Annotated in this window: 14 protein-coding genes; 4 read left to right on the forward strand and 10 right to left on the reverse strand. The window is 36.3% G+C overall.

All coding sequences use genetic code 11. The features are described 5' to 3' along the window. The first annotated feature begins 54 nt into the window (after window positions 1-54). Window positions 55-2,265 (forward strand): MMPL family transporter, encoded by a 2,211-nt coding sequence (locus NCCP28_RS13585; protein ID WP_248561951.1) that lies wholly within the window; start codon window positions 55-57, stop codon window positions 2,263-2,265. Between the two features lie 52 nt (window positions 2,266-2,317). Here NCCP28_RS13585 and ggt read toward each other — a convergent pair whose 3' ends face one another. The 3 genes from ggt to allC all read right to left on the reverse strand — a co-directional run bounded on the left by ggt (window position 2,318) and on the right by allC (window position 6,817). Next, window positions 2,318-3,928 carry a gamma-glutamyltransferase gene (gene ggt / locus NCCP28_RS13590; RefSeq protein ID WP_248561952.1) on the reverse strand — a complete coding sequence of 537 codons (1,611 nt, stop codon included), beginning with the start codon at window positions 3,926-3,928 and terminating at the stop codon, window positions 2,318-2,320. A gap of 383 nt (window positions 3,929-4,311) precedes the next feature. After that, on the reverse strand, window positions 4,312-5,562 hold the full coding sequence (locus NCCP28_RS13595) for a pyridoxal-phosphate-dependent aminotransferase family protein (RefSeq protein ID WP_248561953.1): 1,251 nt from the start codon (window positions 5,560-5,562) through the stop codon (window positions 4,312-4,314). A gap of 19 nt (window positions 5,563-5,581) precedes the next feature. Beyond that, window positions 5,582-6,817, reverse strand: coding sequence for an allantoate deiminase (allC, locus tag NCCP28_RS13600; protein ID WP_248561954.1), 1,236 nt, complete (start codon window positions 6,815-6,817; stop codon window positions 5,582-5,584). A 239-nt stretch (window positions 6,818-7,056) separates the two neighbouring features. On the opposite strand from allC, the gene NCCP28_RS13605 reads away from it, so the two are divergent. Then, a complete protein-coding gene (locus NCCP28_RS13605; RefSeq protein ID WP_248561955.1) occupies window positions 7,057-8,679 on the forward strand; it encodes a PucR family transcriptional regulator in 1,623 nt (540 codons plus the stop codon). A gap of 161 nt (window positions 8,680-8,840) precedes the next feature. Then, entirely contained in the window at window positions 8,841-10,157 is a 1,317-nt protein-coding gene (locus tag NCCP28_RS13610; RefSeq protein WP_282579570.1) for a nucleobase:cation symporter-2 family protein, read from the forward strand. A gap of 276 nt (window positions 10,158-10,433) precedes the next feature. Here the strand turns inward: NCCP28_RS13610 and ystJ are convergent, their stop codons facing one another. From ystJ to NCCP28_RS13645, 7 genes are all read right to left on the reverse strand, one after another. Beyond that, window positions 10,434-11,627, reverse strand: a complete 1,194-nt coding sequence (gene ystJ / locus NCCP28_RS13615) for an NADP-dependent malic enzyme (RefSeq protein WP_248561956.1) — start codon at window positions 11,625-11,627, stop codon at window positions 10,434-10,436. A 423-nt stretch (window positions 11,628-12,050) separates the two neighbouring features. Continuing rightward, the gene (gene fsa / locus NCCP28_RS13620; RefSeq protein ID WP_248562206.1) at window positions 12,051-12,707 is read right to left on the reverse strand and encodes a fructose-6-phosphate aldolase; all 657 of its coding nucleotides are present in this window, start codon (window positions 12,705-12,707) and stop codon (window positions 12,051-12,053) included. Between the two features lie 98 nt (window positions 12,708-12,805). Further along, complete coding sequence (gene rpiA, locus NCCP28_RS13625; RefSeq protein ID WP_282579571.1) at window positions 12,806-13,471, reverse strand: ribose-5-phosphate isomerase RpiA; 666 nt, start codon at window positions 13,469-13,471, stop codon at window positions 12,806-12,808. A gap of 193 nt (window positions 13,472-13,664) precedes the next feature. Next, complete coding sequence (locus NCCP28_RS13630) at window positions 13,665-14,525, reverse strand: DUF421 domain-containing protein (RefSeq protein WP_248561957.1); 861 nt, start codon at window positions 14,523-14,525, stop codon at window positions 13,665-13,667. Between the two features lie 12 nt (window positions 14,526-14,537). Next, entirely contained in the window at window positions 14,538-14,744 is a 207-nt protein-coding gene (locus NCCP28_RS13635; protein WP_248561958.1) for a DUF1657 domain-containing protein, read from the reverse strand. 63 nt (window positions 14,745-14,807) lie between these two features. Next, a complete protein-coding gene (locus tag NCCP28_RS13640; protein ID WP_248561959.1) occupies window positions 14,808-15,014 on the reverse strand; it encodes a DUF1657 domain-containing protein in 207 nt (68 codons plus the stop codon). Between the two features lie 601 nt (window positions 15,015-15,615). Then, a complete protein-coding gene (locus tag NCCP28_RS13645; protein WP_248561960.1) occupies window positions 15,616-16,029 on the reverse strand; it encodes a MarR family winged helix-turn-helix transcriptional regulator in 414 nt (137 codons plus the stop codon). A 132-nt stretch (window positions 16,030-16,161) separates the two neighbouring features. Between NCCP28_RS13645 and NCCP28_RS13650 the strand changes: the two genes are divergently transcribed. Continuing rightward, the gene (locus tag NCCP28_RS13650) at window positions 16,162-17,625 is read left to right on the forward strand and encodes an MFS transporter (RefSeq protein ID WP_375709413.1); all 1,464 of its coding nucleotides are present in this window, start codon (window positions 16,162-16,164) and stop codon (window positions 17,623-17,625) included. Window positions 17,626-17,644: the final 19 nt, after the last annotated feature.

Raw genomic sequence — 17,644 nt, forward strand, 5'->3', positions numbered from 1 at the left:
GGGTATTACTGCCAGTTAATGCTTGATAAATAATAAGAAGAAGGAGAATAAAACATGAAAAAAATCATTTCTAATTATTTCACCTTTGTAGCAAGTGCTAAAGGAAGAGTGATAACCATCGTGAGCTGGATTTTTCTTGTTGCTCTTTTAAGCATTTTTTTGCCGCAAGCGAGTGAACAAAAAAATGAAATCGCCAAAAATCTATCAGCAAATGCTCCTTCACAGGAAGCTGCAAAAATTGCTGAAAAAGAATTTCCAAATGAGCAAGGTACACCAGCATTAATTACTTTTTACAGAAAAGATGGCATAACAGAAAAAGATTTAGCAAACTTTCAACAATTAGCAGCAGAGATTTCCAAAAATCCCGTTGCTCATCAACAAAGTATTATGCCTATCCACCAGCTGCCTACCCGGGCTTTATTAAAAAATATTTCAAAAGATGGAACTTCATTTGTCTTTCCAGTCCTTTTTGATAAACAAACAGAAACAGCTGAATTAGAAAAAGGCATTCAGGAACTAAAAAAAGCGAGCAAAGATATTTTTTCTTCCGATCCGTTTGATACAAATTTAAATAAAGACAATGTTCTGCACGCACGCATAACAGGTCCTGTTGGCATATCCATTGATGCAACAGCATTATTCAGTCAAGGAGATCTTTCCTTATTGTTTGCAACAGTTGCCATTGTTTTAATTTGTTTGCTTGTTATCTATCGTTCTCCTATTCTTGCACTTATTCCATTGATTGGAGTAGCAATCGCATATGGTGCAATCAGTCCCATTCTTGGTGCTTTAGGCAAATCTGAGTGGATTGTATTTGATTCCCAAGCCATCTCCATTATGACGGTCCTTTTATTTGGAGCCGGCACAGACTACTGTCTATTTTTAATTGCGAAGTATCGTTCTTTATTGAGCATTGAATCAGATAGCCGTATTGCTATGCAAAAGTCTCTATCTCGTGCTTCTGGAGCAATCGCGATGAGCGGTTTGACAGTTGTTGTTTCTCTTTTCGTTTTATTGTTAGCCAAATACGGTTCCATTCAGCGGTTTGCAGTTCCTTTTAGTATCGCTATTCTGATTATGATGATTGCAAGCCTGACTCTTGTTCCAGCAATACTGAGCATACTAGGAAGAATTTCTTTTTATCCGTTTATTCCACGCACAGAGGAGATGCAGCAAAAACGAAATAAAAAACCCAAAAAAACGAACAAGAGATTCGGAAACTTTATTGGAACATTAGTAACGAAACACCCTTGGAAAGTGACTATCGTTACCTTGTTATTTTTATCCGTATTCGCACTATATTCTACCAAAATAGAATATACGTATGATACGTTATCGTCTTTTCCAAAAGATATGCCTTCTCGTGAAGGCTTCACATTAATTGAAGAACATTTTACAGCAGGCGAGCTTGCACCTGTTCAAGTTATTATACAAACAGATGGAGAAGAAATAAATGTAAAAGAAACAATAGAAAAGCTCACTTTTGTTTCTACTGTTTCAGATAGCGAGCCAGCGAAGAATGATAAAAATCTTCAAAAATATACAGTAGAGTTAAATACAAATCCATATTCTAATAAGGCAATGGAAGAGCTGCCATTGTTAGAAAAAGCGATTGTAAAGTCTTTAGAAGATAGCGGTATACAAAACAGCAAGGAGAAAGTTTGGATTGGCGGCATCACCGCCGAACAGCTCGATACAAAAAATATAACTACAGACGATGCTAGTATTATTATTCCTGTTGTAATTAGTATGATTGCTGTTTTACTATTTGTTTACCTGCGCTCTATCACAGCTACCATCTATTTGATTGCTACTGTGCTTTTATCTTATTTCAGTGCACTAGGAATAGGCTGGGCCGTTTTGCATTATTTCTTTGATGTTGATGCGATACAAGGATTAATTCCTCTTTACTCCTTTGTATTTATTGTGGCATTAGGAGAGGATTACAATATTTTTATGATCTCAAGCATTTGGAAAAAAAGCAAAGAAATGCCTTTGCTTCGAGCCGTTAAAGAAGGCGTTTCAGAATCTGGTAGTGTTATTACGTCAGCAGGTATTATTTTAGCGGCAACCTTTATGGTATTAACAACATTACCTATTCAAATCCTCGTCCATTTTGGAACAATTACAGCTATTGGCGTTTTGCTTGATACATTTGTAGTCCGTCCATTTTTGGTCCCAAGCATTACAGCAATATTAGGAAAAAAAGCCTTTTGGCCTGCAAAAAAACAAATCAGATTACTAAAAAAACAGGAAAATAGCTAAAAAAGGGAGATGCTCGCAAAATAGCATCTCCCTTTTTATACAAAAAATAACGTTACCAAACAGCCACACTGCCATCTGTCCGGGATTCTGTGCCTCCATAATACACGCCTGTCTCTGGATCTCGCCAAATAATCTGCGCTCTGCCAAACTCATTCGAATCAATAGACATGTTTATTTCATGCCCTTTTCTTCCTAATCCTTCTATAATATGGCGAGGGACACTTGTTTCAAGCATAATTCGATTATCTCCAAACCATTGCCAGCGAGGTGCATCAATGGCAGCTTGAGGATTTAAGCCAAACTCAATCATATTCATTAATACTTGCACTTGTCCTTGTGGCTGCATAAATGCTCCAATAACGCCAAAAGGTCCAATTGGCGTATTCCCTTTTGTGATAAAACCAGGAATAATCGTATGATAGGTTCTTTTTCCCGGCTTCAAACAATTAACATGGTCTGGATCAAGGGAGAAATTATGCCCTCTATTCTGCAGGAGAATTCCTGTTCCCGGCACAACTAAACCTGATCCAAAATCACGATAATTACTTTGAATAAAAGAAACCATATTACCGTCCTCATCAGCTGTTGCCATATAGACTGTTCCACTATACTGAGGTTTTCCAGCCTCTGGAGGTTTCGCCGTATCGGTGATTAAGCTTCTCCGTTCGTTCGCATATTCATCTGATAGAAGCTCCTCCACTTTCACACGCATATCTTCTGCTTCTGTAACAAATGCTTTTCCATCAGTGAAAGCTAATTTCATTGCTTCCAACTGTGTATGATATGTTTCGATTTGCTCTTTTTCATGAAACTTATACGCTTTTAATATATTTAAAGCCATTAATACGACAATCCCTTGGCCATTAGGAGGGATTTCCCAAATATCATAGCCTTTATAATTAGTAGAAACCGGTGTCACCCATTCTGGATAAAAATTCGCTAAATCTTCTTTTCGAATTTTCCCGCCATATTTTTTAGAAAAGGCATCAATTTGATCAGCGAGCTCTCCTCTATAAAAAGATTCTGCATTCGTTTCGGCAATGCTTTCTAAAGTGGTGGCAAAATTTTCACACTTCCATATCTCCCCGATTTGCGGGATTTTCCCATTTGGAGCAAAAGTGTCAAAAAATGCTTCATATTCTTCGCCTTTTAGCATTTCTTTTAATTTATCTACTCCATTTCTCCAATTCCTTCCCCCAGTTGGCGAAAGAGGAAATCCTTCCCTAGCATAGTTAATCGCTGGCTTTAATACTTCTTTTAAACTTAGCTTTCCAAATCGCTTAGAAAGAGCGGCCCATGCACTAGGAGCTCCTGGAACAGTTACAGGAATAAATCCTCTTTCAGGAATGGAATCATAGCCTTCGGACTTTACATAATCAACCGTTGTTTCCATCGGAGCAGTACCACTTGCATTTAAACCATAAAGGGAATTATTCATCCAGACAAGGGCAAACGCATCACCGCCAATTCCATTAGAGGAAGGTTCCACCACTGTTAAACAAGCGGCTGTCGCAATAGCTGCATCAACAGCATTGCCTCCCATTTTTAATATTTCCATGCCTGCTTGTGCCGCAAGAGGCTGGCTTGTCGCAACCATTCCTTTTTTTGCAATAGAACATACTCGCTTAGATGGATAAGGATAAGTTAAAAAATAATCATTCATCTATAAACCCCTCTCTTTTTAGAAAAGGCTGTTTTCGCAGTGATTGTATAAAGTGAAACTTCAATCAGTGCAGGTTTCCACGTCCCCCACTGATTGTTAGTTGAACCAATCAGGCTTTTTTGGGAAAGTTTCTATCCACCTAGATTTCTCGTTTTCTCTTACAATCCCTTAGGTGGTGGTCAAAAGCCCGTTAACGCGTGATAAACTAAGTTTACTGCAAAACAACAAAGTTTACGAAAAGAGCCTTAGGAAAATAAAACGAAACTAACAACCTTGTTTTTATGGCAGAAAAGAAAACATCAATCAGCAGGAAATTGCTTTTCCTAAACTGATTGATGGTAAATCAAACAAGACGCAGCTTAGCTAAAAGCCTAAAATTCCTTCTAAGCCTTCTGCCAAGCTTTATTGACATTTGTATAAATATCTAATGAAGCCTGCACACCCGCACCTGTTTGCACTTTCACTCCATGTCTAATCAAGCTAGCTTCTAAAGCAGATAAAGCAAATAGGACATTTTCTTTGCGACAGCTGTATCCCATCGTTCCTATTCTCCAAATTTTCCCATGTAATGGTCCAAAACTGCTGGCAATTTCTACACCAAATTGCTCAAGCATCATCGCACGGACTGATTCTGCATCGACACCCTCTGGAACTTTTACGCAAGTAACTGTCGGCAATTTCCAGCGGCTGTCGCCAAACAGCTCTAAGCCCATTCCTTCTATGCCTGCAATCAATGCTTTCTCATGGAACTTATGGCGAGCAAAACGATTCTCTAACCCTTCTTCAAGCAAAATTCTTAAGCCTTCATGCAACGCATATAGCATAGAAGTTGCCTCTGTATGATGATTTAATCTTCTTGGACTCCAATAATCCTGCAATTGACTTAAATCTAAATAATTACTTTTAATTGGGTGATGATACGATTTTTCCGCTAGCTCCTTATCTGTTGCAATCCCTCTTTCTACTTTTTTACGATCAAGAAGGATTTTTTCAATTCGCTCATTATACGTAATTGGCGCATTTCCAGAAGGAACAGAAATACATTTTTGGTTTCCGCCAATAGCTGCATCAATATGCCAATTATCTGTTTGCACATCCGCACCGCCAATGGTTGCAACAGCGTCTACAATAAAAAGGACGTCTTGTTCACGGCAAGCTTTTCCAATCTCCGCTAGCGGCTGCATGCATCCTGTTGATGTTTCTCCATGCACTATTGCGACTACTTTTGGATTAACTTTTTTCATTTCATTAATAACTACTTCTGGATCAAATACTTCTCCCCATTCGCAATGCAATAAGTGAAGCTCTGCTCCGTGTCTTTCCGCAATTTCTGTAAGCAAATGTCCAAACCTTCCATAAATAGGAATAAGCACTTTATCCCCTGGCTCGATAACACTGCCAAGTACTGCTTCTAATCCTGACCTAGATGTACCATCGATTGGAAATGCCCATTGATTTTTTGTTTGAAATACTTCACGAACCATGCTCATTACGGTATTCATAATAGAAGTAAATGCAGGATCAAACTGTCCAAGAATTGGTGTGCTCATCGCTCTTAATACTCTTGGATCCACTTCTACTGGTCCTGGTGTCATAATGGTTCTTAACGGTGCATTAATTTCTTGATAGCTCATTTATTTTCATCCCTTCTCATTAATAGGCTAATTTGTGCAGCAATTCAATTAAAACAATAACCCCATTTTTTAAATCTTCTATTTTTGTAAACTCTAGCGGCGAATGACTAATTCCCTTTTCACTGGGAACGAATAACAATGCGGTTGGGCAAAATGTTCCAAACATTTGGCTATCATGCCCTGCCCCACTAATCATTTTTTTATATGGCAAAGACAAATCTTGTAAAACATAATCAGCCATATCAATGAGATTTTCATCCATTTTTACTGGCTTTACATCTACCCATTGAGAAATGTCCAATTCTATTCCTTTTTCCAGGCATATATTTTCAAAGTGGGCAAAGATTCTTTTACAGTACTGATCTAATGTCTCTTCTTGATGATGGCGGACATCTAATGTAAACACTACTTCATTTGGTATAACATTAGGAACATTTGGTGAAACTGTCAATTTTCCAACCGTTGCTACTAAACTCTCATCTATTTCTGCAACCTTATTCATTGCATATGCTATGAATTCTGATGCCATATGCATGCTGTCTTTACGGTAATTCATCGGTGTCGTTCCCGCATGATTGCTTTCGCCAGTAATTTTTATAGTAAACCTTCGCTGTCCCACGATATGTGTCACGATTCCTAGGGATTTTTTTTCTTTTTCTAAAACCGCCCCTTGTTCAATATGAACCTCAATAAAACTGGCAATATCATCACGAACTGATGATTGATTAGAAGGAGGAAATCCTGCAAGCTCCATTGCTGTATGAAAGGGAATGGAATTTGCGTCTTTTAGTTCTTTGCTGTCTTCCAGCTTATATTTTCCTGTAATAGATCCCGATCCCCAAAAGGCCAATGGAAAACGACTGCCTTCCTCTTCACATAAAGACACTACTTCGATTGTTTTTTTCGGAAGACCATGGTGTTTATATAAATATTGGACTGCAAGCAGACTAGCAATAACACCATATGCCCCGTCATATTTCCCTCCATCAACAACTGTATCAATATGGGAACCAGTAAGAATTGCCTTTTCTTTTATTTCCGTTCCTTCTAATCTTCCAAATAGATTCCCGATGCTGTCAAAGCTTACTTTTAACCCAGCTTCAGCCATTTTTTCCTTTAAAGCCATTTGCGCTTTTTTCCAAGAATCATCGTATAATAATCTTGTTACTCCATCGTTTTTAGTTGCTCCAAAACTACTTAACCAGTTCAGCCATTTTTCCACCTCAACTGTTTCCATATTAATCGTTGTTTGCATGCCAACCTTCCTCTCGCTAAATATCTAAAAGAAACCCATTTTCAAATTTTCAGTTTTTTTATTTATTTGTTACGTTTTATAACATTTATTTTTCATTTTAATAAGGATATAGGTGCAATACATTAGAAAAAATGATAGAATTATCATAATATTTTGTGCATATTAACCAATGGATAAATTTTAATTACAAATACCACCTATTTCATATGTAACTTTTTTTAACATTATTGGAGGGCAAGATGAAGTTAAATGATCTTTTAAAAAAACCTTTATTCCAAAACTTTCATTTAATAGCGGGAGAAGCTGGATTAGATAAACAAATAAAAAATATTACAATGATGGATGCCCCGGATATCGTTCATTATCTGCATGAAAATGATTTCCTTGTCACTACCGCCTATCATTTAAAAGACGATCCTGCAAGCATTACAGAACTTGTACAAACTATGCATAAACAAAAATGCACAGCTTTAGGCATTAAAACAAAACGATTTTTAAATGAAATACCAGAAGCAGCTATTCAATATGCCAATGATAATGGTTTTCCTATACTAGAAATACCATTAGAGACTTCTTTAGGGGAAGTAGTAAATGCATCCTTGCAATATATTTTGGATCAACGCACAACAGAACTAACAACAGCTTTTGAAATCCACCGAAAATTTACACAAGACATTTTAAAAGGGAAAGGAATAAAAAAACTGATTGATGATCTGTCGGCCATGATTGGTCAAAAAGTAGTTTTATTTGATCAACATTTCCATCTTCATGTATCCTCTCAATCAAAATATCCTATGGAAAATCAAATTTCATTACTGCATTCTCATGGTTTTCAGCTACTATTAGGACAAAAAAGCCATACATGTTTCACGATTCGCCATACAGAAGAGACCGTTTGCATTTTCCCTATTCCTACTCATATAGGAAAACCCGCTTATTTAGTCATACTTGGGCATATCCCAATCCATGATCAGAGTCTGCTGTTAATTATTGAGCAAGCAACAAATGTTCTTTCTTTTGAATTAATGCGAGAATACACGGTTAAACAATATGCCAAACGCGCCCGAAACGAGTTTTTTATTAATCTTGTCGATAGCACATTTACATCAAAAGAAGAAATTGAAAATAGGGCAAAGGAATTCCACTTAAAAAGTGAACAACCATTCATTACAGTACTAGGAAAAATCGACCAAGAAGGCAAACAAAAAAGCTTTACACAATATCAGCTAGAAACAGAGTACATCTATGAATTTCTAGAAACGGAAATTAATAAGGCGCCATTCATCGTCCATTTGTTTATAAAAGGAGATATGTGCATTCTTCTAGTAGAAGTGGAAGAAACAAGTCATGAGATAGATTCCGCTATTATTCCATATTTGAAAGATATGCAAACATGCATCTCCAATATTTTCAAAAAAACAATTTCCTTTGGCATCAGCAATATCAGCCATCACTTGATAAATATTCCAAAAACTTATATTGAAGCAGTAAGCGCCATTCATACCGGACAACTTTCTGGCAATCAACAATTTATCCAAGTGCATCGGCCAAAAGATGTTTCCGAAATTTTGCGGATCATTCCAACAAAAGATCTTCAGGAATTTTATGATCATATTTTCCAAGGATTCACTGTTACTCATCAGTTAGAGGAAGAACAAATTTTGTTAAATACGCTATCGGTATACTTAGAAACACATTGCCAAATCTCTGAAACAGCAAAACGATTATTTGTTCACCGCAATACGGTCATCTATCGTTTAGAAAAATGTGAAGAGATATTAGGAAGAAGTTTAAAAGATGCAAATACAACATTTCATTTACGATTAGCATTTCGAATTAAAACCATTTTGCAAACACAATAATCATTCAATATTTCGGCAATATAGCAAATGTATACGATATTGTCGAAATATTTTGTTTACATTAACCAATGACTTCTCTCTATCCGCTATTTATTATGTTAATTAAGATAACTTTATATGTTATAAAAATTAACACCGTTTAAATAAAAGGAGAGGTTATGGTGAGCAATAATAAAAATGGTCGGTTAAAAATATTTTCTTTGGGATTGCAGCATGTTCTTGCTATGTATGCAGGAGCTATATTAGTTCCATTATTAGTTGGGAGAGCTTTAAACCTAACAACAGAGCAGCTGGCCTATCTCGTTGCAATTGATTTATTAACATGCGGATTAGCAACATTGCTGCAAGCCTGGAAAAACAAATATTTAGGAATCGGACTTCCCGTCGTGCTTGGCAGTTCTTTTGTTGCTGTAACTCCAATGATTTCGATCGGCGCTACATATGGCATTACAGCAATATACGGCGCTATTATTGTCACTGGTTTATTTATTGTGGTTTGTGCTCCGTTTTTCAGTAAAATTACAAAGCTTTTCCCTCCTGTCGTAATGGGAACGGTTGTTACCATTATTGGTTTATCTTTAATCCCGACAGGAATAAAAAACATGGGCGGCGGTGCTGCAAGCGAGGATTTTGGTTCAGTAGAAAATCTGGCGCTTTCTTTTGGAGTTCTTTTGTTTATTTTAATCCTTAATCGTTTTTCAAAAGGTATGCTGCAATCTTTATCTGTTTTAATCGGCATCATGGCAGGCACTTTTGCAGCAGCACTTGCTGGCAAAGTGAATTTCTCGTCTGTAGCAGATGCAAGCTGGTTTCATCTGCCCCAAATCTTTTATTTTGGAGTTCCTACATTTGAGGTTGGACCTATTCTGACGATGTTGATTGTTGGACTTGTCATCATAATTGAATCTACTGGTGTATTTTTTGCCCTAGGAAAAATATGTGATAAATCATTAACCGAACAAGACCTGACAAGGGGGTACCGCGCGGAAGGTTTAGCGATTACACTTGGGGGCATTTTTAATGCTTTTCCATATAATACATTTGCACAAAATGTTGGGCTTGTACAGCTCTCTAAAGTAAAAACAGCAAATGTAGTCATTGCCGCTGGCGGAATTCTTGTTTTCTTAGGGCTCATTCCAAAAGTCGCTGCTTTTGCAACAATCGTCCCAACGCCAGTATTAGGAGGAGCAACAGTAGTTATGTTTGGTATGGTTGTTTCTTCTGGCATTAGAATGCTCAGCACCGTTGACTTTACAAAACAATCTAACTTGCTTATTATGGCATGTTCAATTTCCATTGGCTTAGGGGCAACTGCTGTGCCCGATTTATTTGCGCAATTGCCATCCGCTCTTCGAATTATCGTAAGTGACGGCATTATTACTGGAAGCCTATGTGCAATCCTTCTTAACTTGTTGTTTAATATGAAAACAAAAAATGAAAAGGTTGCAAAAGCTGACAAATTGGCAGAAGCCCATTAAAAAAAGAGAGATGTCTTGAATCAAGGCATCTCTCTTTTTTTATGAAACATAAAAGGAAATATTATAGTTTTTGAATCTCATTCACATAACAAATAAAGTTGCTGCTTACGATGAAAGTATCTAATTCTCTGCTTCATTGACCGTCTCATTCATATCACTTGCAAAGCAGCTACTCTAAAAAGGAGTCTCCAATAGTCGGAAAATCAGTTTATCAGCAAGTTCTTTATAAGTAGTTAAGCCAACTATATTATCTTTGACTCCCGACTTTGCTTTTTATTATTTTTGCTCTACTGTCGTCGATCGCGCAACATTTGTTTGAACAGCTGCTTTTGCCACTGCTTTTGCTACTGCAGGAGCAACACGCAAATCAAATGGACTTGGAATCACATAATCCTCATGTAATTCTGCATCGATTATTAAATTGGCAATCGCTTCTACTGCCGCTTTTTTCATTTCTTCATTAATATTTTTAGCACGCACATCTAATGCACCACGGAAAATCCCAGGGAAAGCCAAAACATTATTTACTTGGTTAGGATAATCAGAACGTCCTGTTCCTACTACTTTCGCTCCTGCAGCCTTTGCATCTTTCGGATCTATTTCAGGAACAGGATTTGCCATTGCAAATATAATAGCATCTTTATTCATAGAAGCGACCATCCCGCTAGTTAAGGCCCCTGCAACTGAAACACCGATAAATACATCGGCATTTTTTATAACCTCACTTAATGAGCCCTTTTCTTTATGAATATTGGTATACGCAGCTACATCAGCCTTCACTCTATTCATGCCTTCCGGTCTTCCATCATAAATGGCACCCTTTGTATCACACATAATCATATTTGTTACACCGTATGAGTATAATAGCTTGGTAATTGCAATTCCTGCGGCTCCAGCACCATTTAAGACAATTTTTAAATCCTTCATTTCTTTTTTAACTATTTTTAACGCATTTACTAGCCCGGCTAATGTAACAATTGCTGTTCCATGTTGGTCATCGTGAAAAACAGGTATGTCCAACTCAGCTTTTAGTCTTTCTTCAATTTCAAAACAATGAGGAGCTGCAATATCCTCTAAGTTAATTCCACCAAATGTTGGAGATAATAATTTAACGGTTTCAATAACTTTTTCTACATCCGTTGTATCCAATGCAATGGGAAATGCATCTACTCCTGCAAAGCTTTTAAATAAAATTGCTTTTCCCTCCATTACCGGCAGTGATGCAGCTGCCCCAATGTTGCCTAATCCAAGAACAGCTGTGCCATTTGTAACAACTCCCACCATATTTCCTTTCATTGTATATTCATAAACAGTTTCTGGATTTTCATAAATGGCTTTACAAGGTTCTGCTACTCCTGGTGAATATGCCAAACTTAAATCATGAGCATTTTTCACTTCCACTTTTGCCTGTACTTCTAATTTGCCTTGTTTCTCTCGATGCATACGAAGGGCTTCTTTTTTCAATGTCATTTGTTTCTCTCCTTTTTTCCGCACATTATCTTCCAGCGATTATCATGCTCCTAGTGAACATAAAATGAAACGTTAATCAGCAAACTTTTTCTTTATCTCCAGACCAAGCAGACTTATAAGGTGGCCATCTAGCCTTCCCTCCATCCAGTAGCAGAGATTTTGTAGCCTCGTAGAAAGCGAGATAAACTATTCTCTCTCTGATGATATAATGAAGTGTAAGAAAATGAAACGTTAAAAAAGAAAAAAACAGAATTATAAAAAAAAGAAAGAGGTTATTCATAAATCCATTTAAAGGAATCATGTCAACTTCTTTCTAAGATTTGTGTTTACATTAATTAATTTATCTTTTATCTGCATCAAATCGTTCTGTCGATGGAAGATGTTTAACAACAAATCAATGGATGAACCATCGGTTGCAAGCAGTTATTGCTTCCAATCGGCTGCGAATTTTTCCAATCCTTGATCTGTTAACGGATGCTTAGCAAGCTGCTTTATCACACTAAATGGAATGGTTGCAATATGTGCACCTGCAAGGGCAACTCTTGTAACATGGTCTGGGTGGCGAACAGATGCTGAAATTATTTGTGTGTCTAATTGATGGATTTTAAATAACTGTGCTATTTTTTCAACAAGCAGCACACCATCTTCAGAAATATCATCTAATCTGCCTAAAAATGGCGATACATATGTGGCACCTGCTTTTGCTGCCAATAATGCTTGGTTTACTGTAAAAATCAGTGTTACATTTGTTTTTACACCTTTTTTGGACAAATATCTTGTTGCTTCTAATCCTTCTAATGTCATTGGCAATTTAATGGTAATACGTTCATCATGGTTGTTTAATTTAATTAATTCTTCTGCCTCTGCAATCATTTCTTCTGCTGTATGAGCATTCGGCGTCACTTCCGCAGAAACAGATTCTACTTCAGGAACAGTTTGCAATATCTCTACAATGCGATCCTCAAATTTTACACCTTCTTTTGCCACTAAAGAAGGATTTGTTGTTACTCCTGCTAAAACGCCGATTTTATATGCTTTTTGTATATCCTCTAAATTTGCTGTATCGATAAAAAATTTCATCATTTATTCCCCCATATCAGTAATTATTGAAGCAATGCATGTCATTCTAAAAATTTTATCATACTATGTACTTTTTATTGTAAGCGATTTAAATTTTATTATAAAACAATAACTTTATTATCATTACCTACTGTAATAACATGATCAACCATATTAATAAACAAACCATTTTCCACTATCCCGGGAATATAGTTAAGCGCCGCCGCTAATTCTTTAGGCTGTACGATTGCAGAAAAATAACAATCAATAATATAGTTGCCGTTATCTGTAACAAAAATCTTTCCTTCTTTTTCTCGAAACACTGTTTTGCAGCCAAATTTTTGAATGGCTTTTTCCGTTAGTTTTGCACCAAAAGGAACAACCTCAACAGGAAGAGGAAAACTTCCCAATTGTTGAACAACTTTATGAGAATCCACAACAACAATAAATTTTTCTGCATGTTTTGCAATAAGTTTTTCCCGCAAAAGGGCTCCGCCGCCGCCCTTAATAGCACAGAAATCAGAATCAATTTCATCGGCACCATCAATTGCTACATCTATCTTTTTCACCAGATTAAGATCCAGCAATGGAATGCCTAAGCTTTCCGCTAAATTTTCCGTTTGCACAGAAGTTGCCACACCAGAAATAGTTAGGCCATTTTTTATCATGTCTGCAATCTTCACGATTGTGTAATAAACAGTTGAGCCTGTCCCTAATCCTACAATCATTCCATCTTTAATATATTCCTCTGCAGCTCGTTCTCCTACTGCTGCTTTTTCATTCAAAAAACACCCTCCTCGCCTGAGATATTTTTGCTGCTTTATTGAGATTCTATCTTTCTTACCGTTATAGTAATACATTTAAGCGAAAAATTCTATTGAGAACACTTACATTTTTTCAAATGATTCTTTTGGCTTGATTGCAAAAAAATAAATTTGGCACATATCGAAATATGCACCAAATTTTATACAATGGTATTTAATTTTCTAAATATATTTTCACTAGATTTTGTACTTCCAGCATTTTTGCTGCATTCTTATTATACATTGCTTTTGCCTCTTTATTATCTGTTTGCAGAGCATATATTTCTAAGTCTGCTTGTATTTTTTTAATAGTAGCCAACATCAGGGGACGCTCTTGCGGGGATGCAAGTTTCAGCTTATCATCAAAAATATCGACAATCAGTTCCCCATATGAATTTACTTGCCCGAAAAAAACGTTATCTAATGTTACACCAATCTTTGCAAGTTCTTCATTAAGCCACGCTGCCGTTTTTCCAGCCTTTTTTAAAGAATCATATAATATATTGCCATCCATAATAACGGTTTGCGGCACTTTTTCATTCGGCACTTTCATCTTCATATCTTTTGGTGTTATTGGCCGATTTTCCTTTTTTAGCATAACGCTCAGCATGCCCTTTGGCTCAAGAACTGCATACTCAACTTCTGATAAACTAAAAACATCTTTTTGTCTTAATAAACTTGAAAAATCATCAATCGTATATTTTTCATTTTTAAGATTCTCTTCCAACAGCTTTCCGTTTTCTACAAGAACAGTGCCTGTTCCTTCAATAATATTTCGTAAGGTTTTGCTTTTTAGTGAAATGACATCTGCTAAATAGGAAACAATGCCAAACACAAATATCCCAAGTATGCCATTTGATATTTTAGCTTCTGCACTTAAGATTACTTCACCAGCAATATCCCCAAGTGTAATACCAGCTATGTATTCAAATAATGACAATTGAGAAATATGCTTTTTTCCTAATAGTTTGGCTGTGATAAATAAAATAAGTACAAATAAAAATGCTCGGAGTACAACTTCCATGCCTGTTAACATCCCATTAACTCCTTATGACGAACTATATTCATTCTCTTCTCTTTCAATTGCATAAACTCTCAACTGAATATCATTTTTTATTTGACCGACTAAAACCATTGCCTCATGGAATTTTTGCTGTGCTTCTTCTTCCATTGAATTTAAAGCAAATGTCGATAATTGTGATTCTAATCCTTTTAAGCTTGCTAATGTCTGTTTTACATTAGATGCGACAGTCATCTAATAGCTCACCTTTCTTTAAATGGCATGATCGGCAACACTCGCCAACCATGCCCGCTATTTTTATTGTCCAGCGTATTGAGGCTCTTCTTGTTCAATTTCTTGGACTCTTGGGTTTAGAGAATCAATAACCTGCTGTGTTTGTTGTGCAGCAGTTTGATACAGCTGCTTTGCTGATTGATTATCTGTTGCAAGAGCAAATGTTTCTAAGCTTGCTTGTGCGCTTTTTAATCCAGCAATTGTTTGCTTTACATTATTAATAACAGTCATTTACACACATCCTCTAAACAGATTTTTGTTGCCTCTTTTATATTCTCTAAATTTTTTTTTCTTATTCACATGCTTTACAGCCTAAATTTCCCACTATTTTAGCGGCACGCAAAAAAGGAGAATCTAAAATGATCTCCTTTTTCCCCCTTATAGTTCTTTTCATTCTATTTTTATTTTGATAGCTGACACATAACTTTTTACTGCTGTACTCTCATATACTGTTTCCATCCTATTTGTCTACTTACAGTAAAACTTCAATCAGTGAGGATTTTTCACGTCCCCCACTGATTGTTAGTGAAACCAATCAGGCTTTTATGGACAAGTTTCTACCCACCTACATTTCTCGTTTTCTCTTGCACTCCCTTAGGTGGGGGTCAAAAGCCTGTTAATGCGTGATAAAAACTTATATCATTTTTAACATATACACTAGCTGAATCAAGGCACTTCCAACTTATATAGCTGTTTTCTATTGCATCAGCCATTTCTTACATATGGCGAATACAATTATCATCCTTTACATTTTGCCTGCTTTATCAACAATCATTCATTATTAAGTAAAATTAAATCATACAAAAAATATAATATTTACCTTCCTCATTATTCATTCAGGATAGATTTTTTGCAATAAACGTATCAGCTGCTTTTCCTCTTCTTCTGTAAAATTTTTTGTGATTTCTTCATTTAAATTTTCCAGCACCCTTTGAATAGCAGGATAAATATCGATCGCTTTTGCTGTCGGATATAAATTATTGGAACGCCGATCTTGTTTATCTGTTTTTTTCTCAATATAGCCTGCTTCCACTAATTGTTTAACTGCTCTTGCGGTTGTTGCTTTATCAAACTTTAATACAGACGTCAGTTCATCTTGATTTATGCCTGGCTGTCTTATAATTTTTTTTAAAAAGGCATATTGCCCACCATTGCCAAGATTATATGGTTTTAATTCTTTCGCAAGAAATTTCTGATTCTGGCGATGAATTAACGAAACTAATCTTCCTAATGGCACCTCCCTCATTTCTTTCACCTCTTTGCTGTTATTTTTGCATATAGTAGCATACAAAATTTTAGTTGCGTACGCAACTAAAATCTTTTACAATATAAACAAAAATGTTGCGCACGCAACTATTTAGAATGAGGTGAAAGTTTGATTACAGCAAAAAATACAGCAGCTAATAAGGAAGCTGTTTATAATAAACGTTGGCTCATACTAATTGTTCTTAATATCTTTACATTTATGTGTACATTAGATGGAAGTATTGTAAATATAGCATTGCCTACCATCTCTCAACTTTTAAATCTTACATTATCCGAATCACAATGGATTGTAAGCATTTATTTAATGACAATATGTATGGCTATTCTATTTTTCGGCAAACTCGGAGACATATATGGAAAAATTAAGATCTTTAAATATGGTGCAATTATCTTTATTATAGGTTCTTTTCTTTGTGGTTTAAGCCATTCCTTATTTTTCCTGCTTTTTTCTCGTTTTATCCAAGCCATTGGTGCTTCGATGACAATGGCCAATAGCCAAGGGATTGTAACAGAGATTTTTCCGCCAAAAGAAAGAGGGAAAGCACTAGGAATTATTGGCACCTTTGTTTCTTTAGGGAGCATAGCAGGTCCAAGCCTTGGAGGAATTATTCTTTCTAGTCTAGGTTGGGAATATATCTTTTGGATAAATATCCCTATAGGCATTATTGCAATTCCACTTGCATGGCGTCTTTTGCCTGCAGATCGTATAACAGCAAAAATAAAAATAGACATACCTGGCAGTTTATTGTTTTCCTTTTCCGTCCTTTTGCTATTTGCAGCCCTCTTATTAGGCCAGCAAATCGGCTATATGAATAAGTGTATTATTATTTCATTTGTTTTTGGAGTTATTTCTTTTATCGCATTTCTTATCATTGAAGCAAAATCAGCTAACCCAATGCTCCACTTGGCCATTTTTAAAAACTCGCTCTTTTCTATCAGTATTTTTTGCGGATTTTTAGTATTTGTCGTAAACTTTTGTTTTAATATATTAGCACCCTTTTATACACAAAGCATTTTAGGTTTATCTCCATTGCAGGCTGGATATTTGCTGATGCTTTTCCCAATTACAATGGCTATTGTCGCACCATTAAGCGGCAGCCTTTCCGATAAAATCGGCGGGCAAATCATTACATTTTTTGGGCTGCTATTATTGGTGGCAGCACAACTCGGACTGACTTTTCTCCATGAAAATAGCTCCCTTATTAATGTTGCATTATTAATTATTCTATCAGGGGCAAGTTCTGGTTTATTTCAGTCTCCTAATAATTCATTGGTTATGTCTACCGTTCCGAAACAACAGCTAGGGATTGCAGGCAGCGTCAATTCCCTTGTGAGAAATTTAGGAATGATTGTAGGTATATCACTTGCAACAAGCACACTTTTTTCCGTTATGAGCATGAGGGCCGGCTATAGAGTGACAGCATTAATTCCAAACAGACCGGATATTTTTTTAGAGGGTATGCATGTTGTTTTTATCGGTTCAAGCATTCTTTGTGCATTAGCAGCCGCTTTGACAGGTTGGCGATGGTTTTTTTCATTAAAAATAGAAAAACGGCAGCAAAAAAAGGCATCCTAGCCAAAAGGGATTCGTTAAA

It is taken from the genome of Niallia sp. NCCP-28 (assembly GCF_023168165.1).
Lineage (GTDB): Bacteria > Bacillota > Bacilli > Bacillales > Cytobacillaceae > Niallia.

Excerpts from the sequence above, each read along its gene's own strand:
- fsa (WP_248562206.1), bottom strand. The coding sequence starts at position 12,707 with ATGAAATTTTTTATCGATACAGCAAATTTAGAGGATATACAAAAAGCA.
- NCCP28_RS13605 (WP_248561955.1), top strand. The coding sequence starts at position 7,057 with ATGAAGTTAAATGATCTTTTAAAAAAACCTTTATTCCAAAACTTTCAT.
- allC (WP_248561954.1), bottom strand. The coding sequence starts at position 6,817 with ATGCAAACAACGATTAATATGGAAACAGTTGAGGTGGAAAAATGGCTG.
- NCCP28_RS13595 (WP_248561953.1), bottom strand. The coding sequence starts at position 5,562 with ATGAGCTATCAAGAAATTAATGCACCGTTAAGAACCATTATGACACCA.
- NCCP28_RS13630 (WP_248561957.1), bottom strand. The coding sequence starts at position 14,525 with ATGTTAACAGGCATGGAAGTTGTACTCCGAGCATTTTTATTTGTACTT.
- NCCP28_RS13635 (WP_248561958.1), bottom strand. The coding sequence starts at position 14,744 with ATGACTGTCGCATCTAATGTAAAACAGACATTAGCAAGCTTAAAAGGA.
- ggt (WP_248561952.1), bottom strand. The coding sequence starts at position 3,928 with ATGAATGATTATTTTTTAACTTATCCTTATCCATCTAAGCGAGTATGT.
- NCCP28_RS13585 (WP_248561951.1), top strand. The coding sequence starts at position 55 with ATGAAAAAAATCATTTCTAATTATTTCACCTTTGTAGCAAGTGCTAAA.
- ystJ (WP_248561956.1), bottom strand. The coding sequence starts at position 11,627 with ATGACATTGAAAAAAGAAGCCCTTCGTATGCATCGAGAGAAACAAGGC.
- NCCP28_RS13640 (WP_248561959.1), bottom strand. The coding sequence starts at position 15,014 with ATGACTGTTATTAATAATGTAAAGCAAACAATTGCTGGATTAAAAAGC.
- NCCP28_RS13645 (WP_248561960.1), bottom strand. The coding sequence starts at position 16,029 with ATGAGGGAGGTGCCATTAGGAAGATTAGTTTCGTTAATTCATCGCCAG.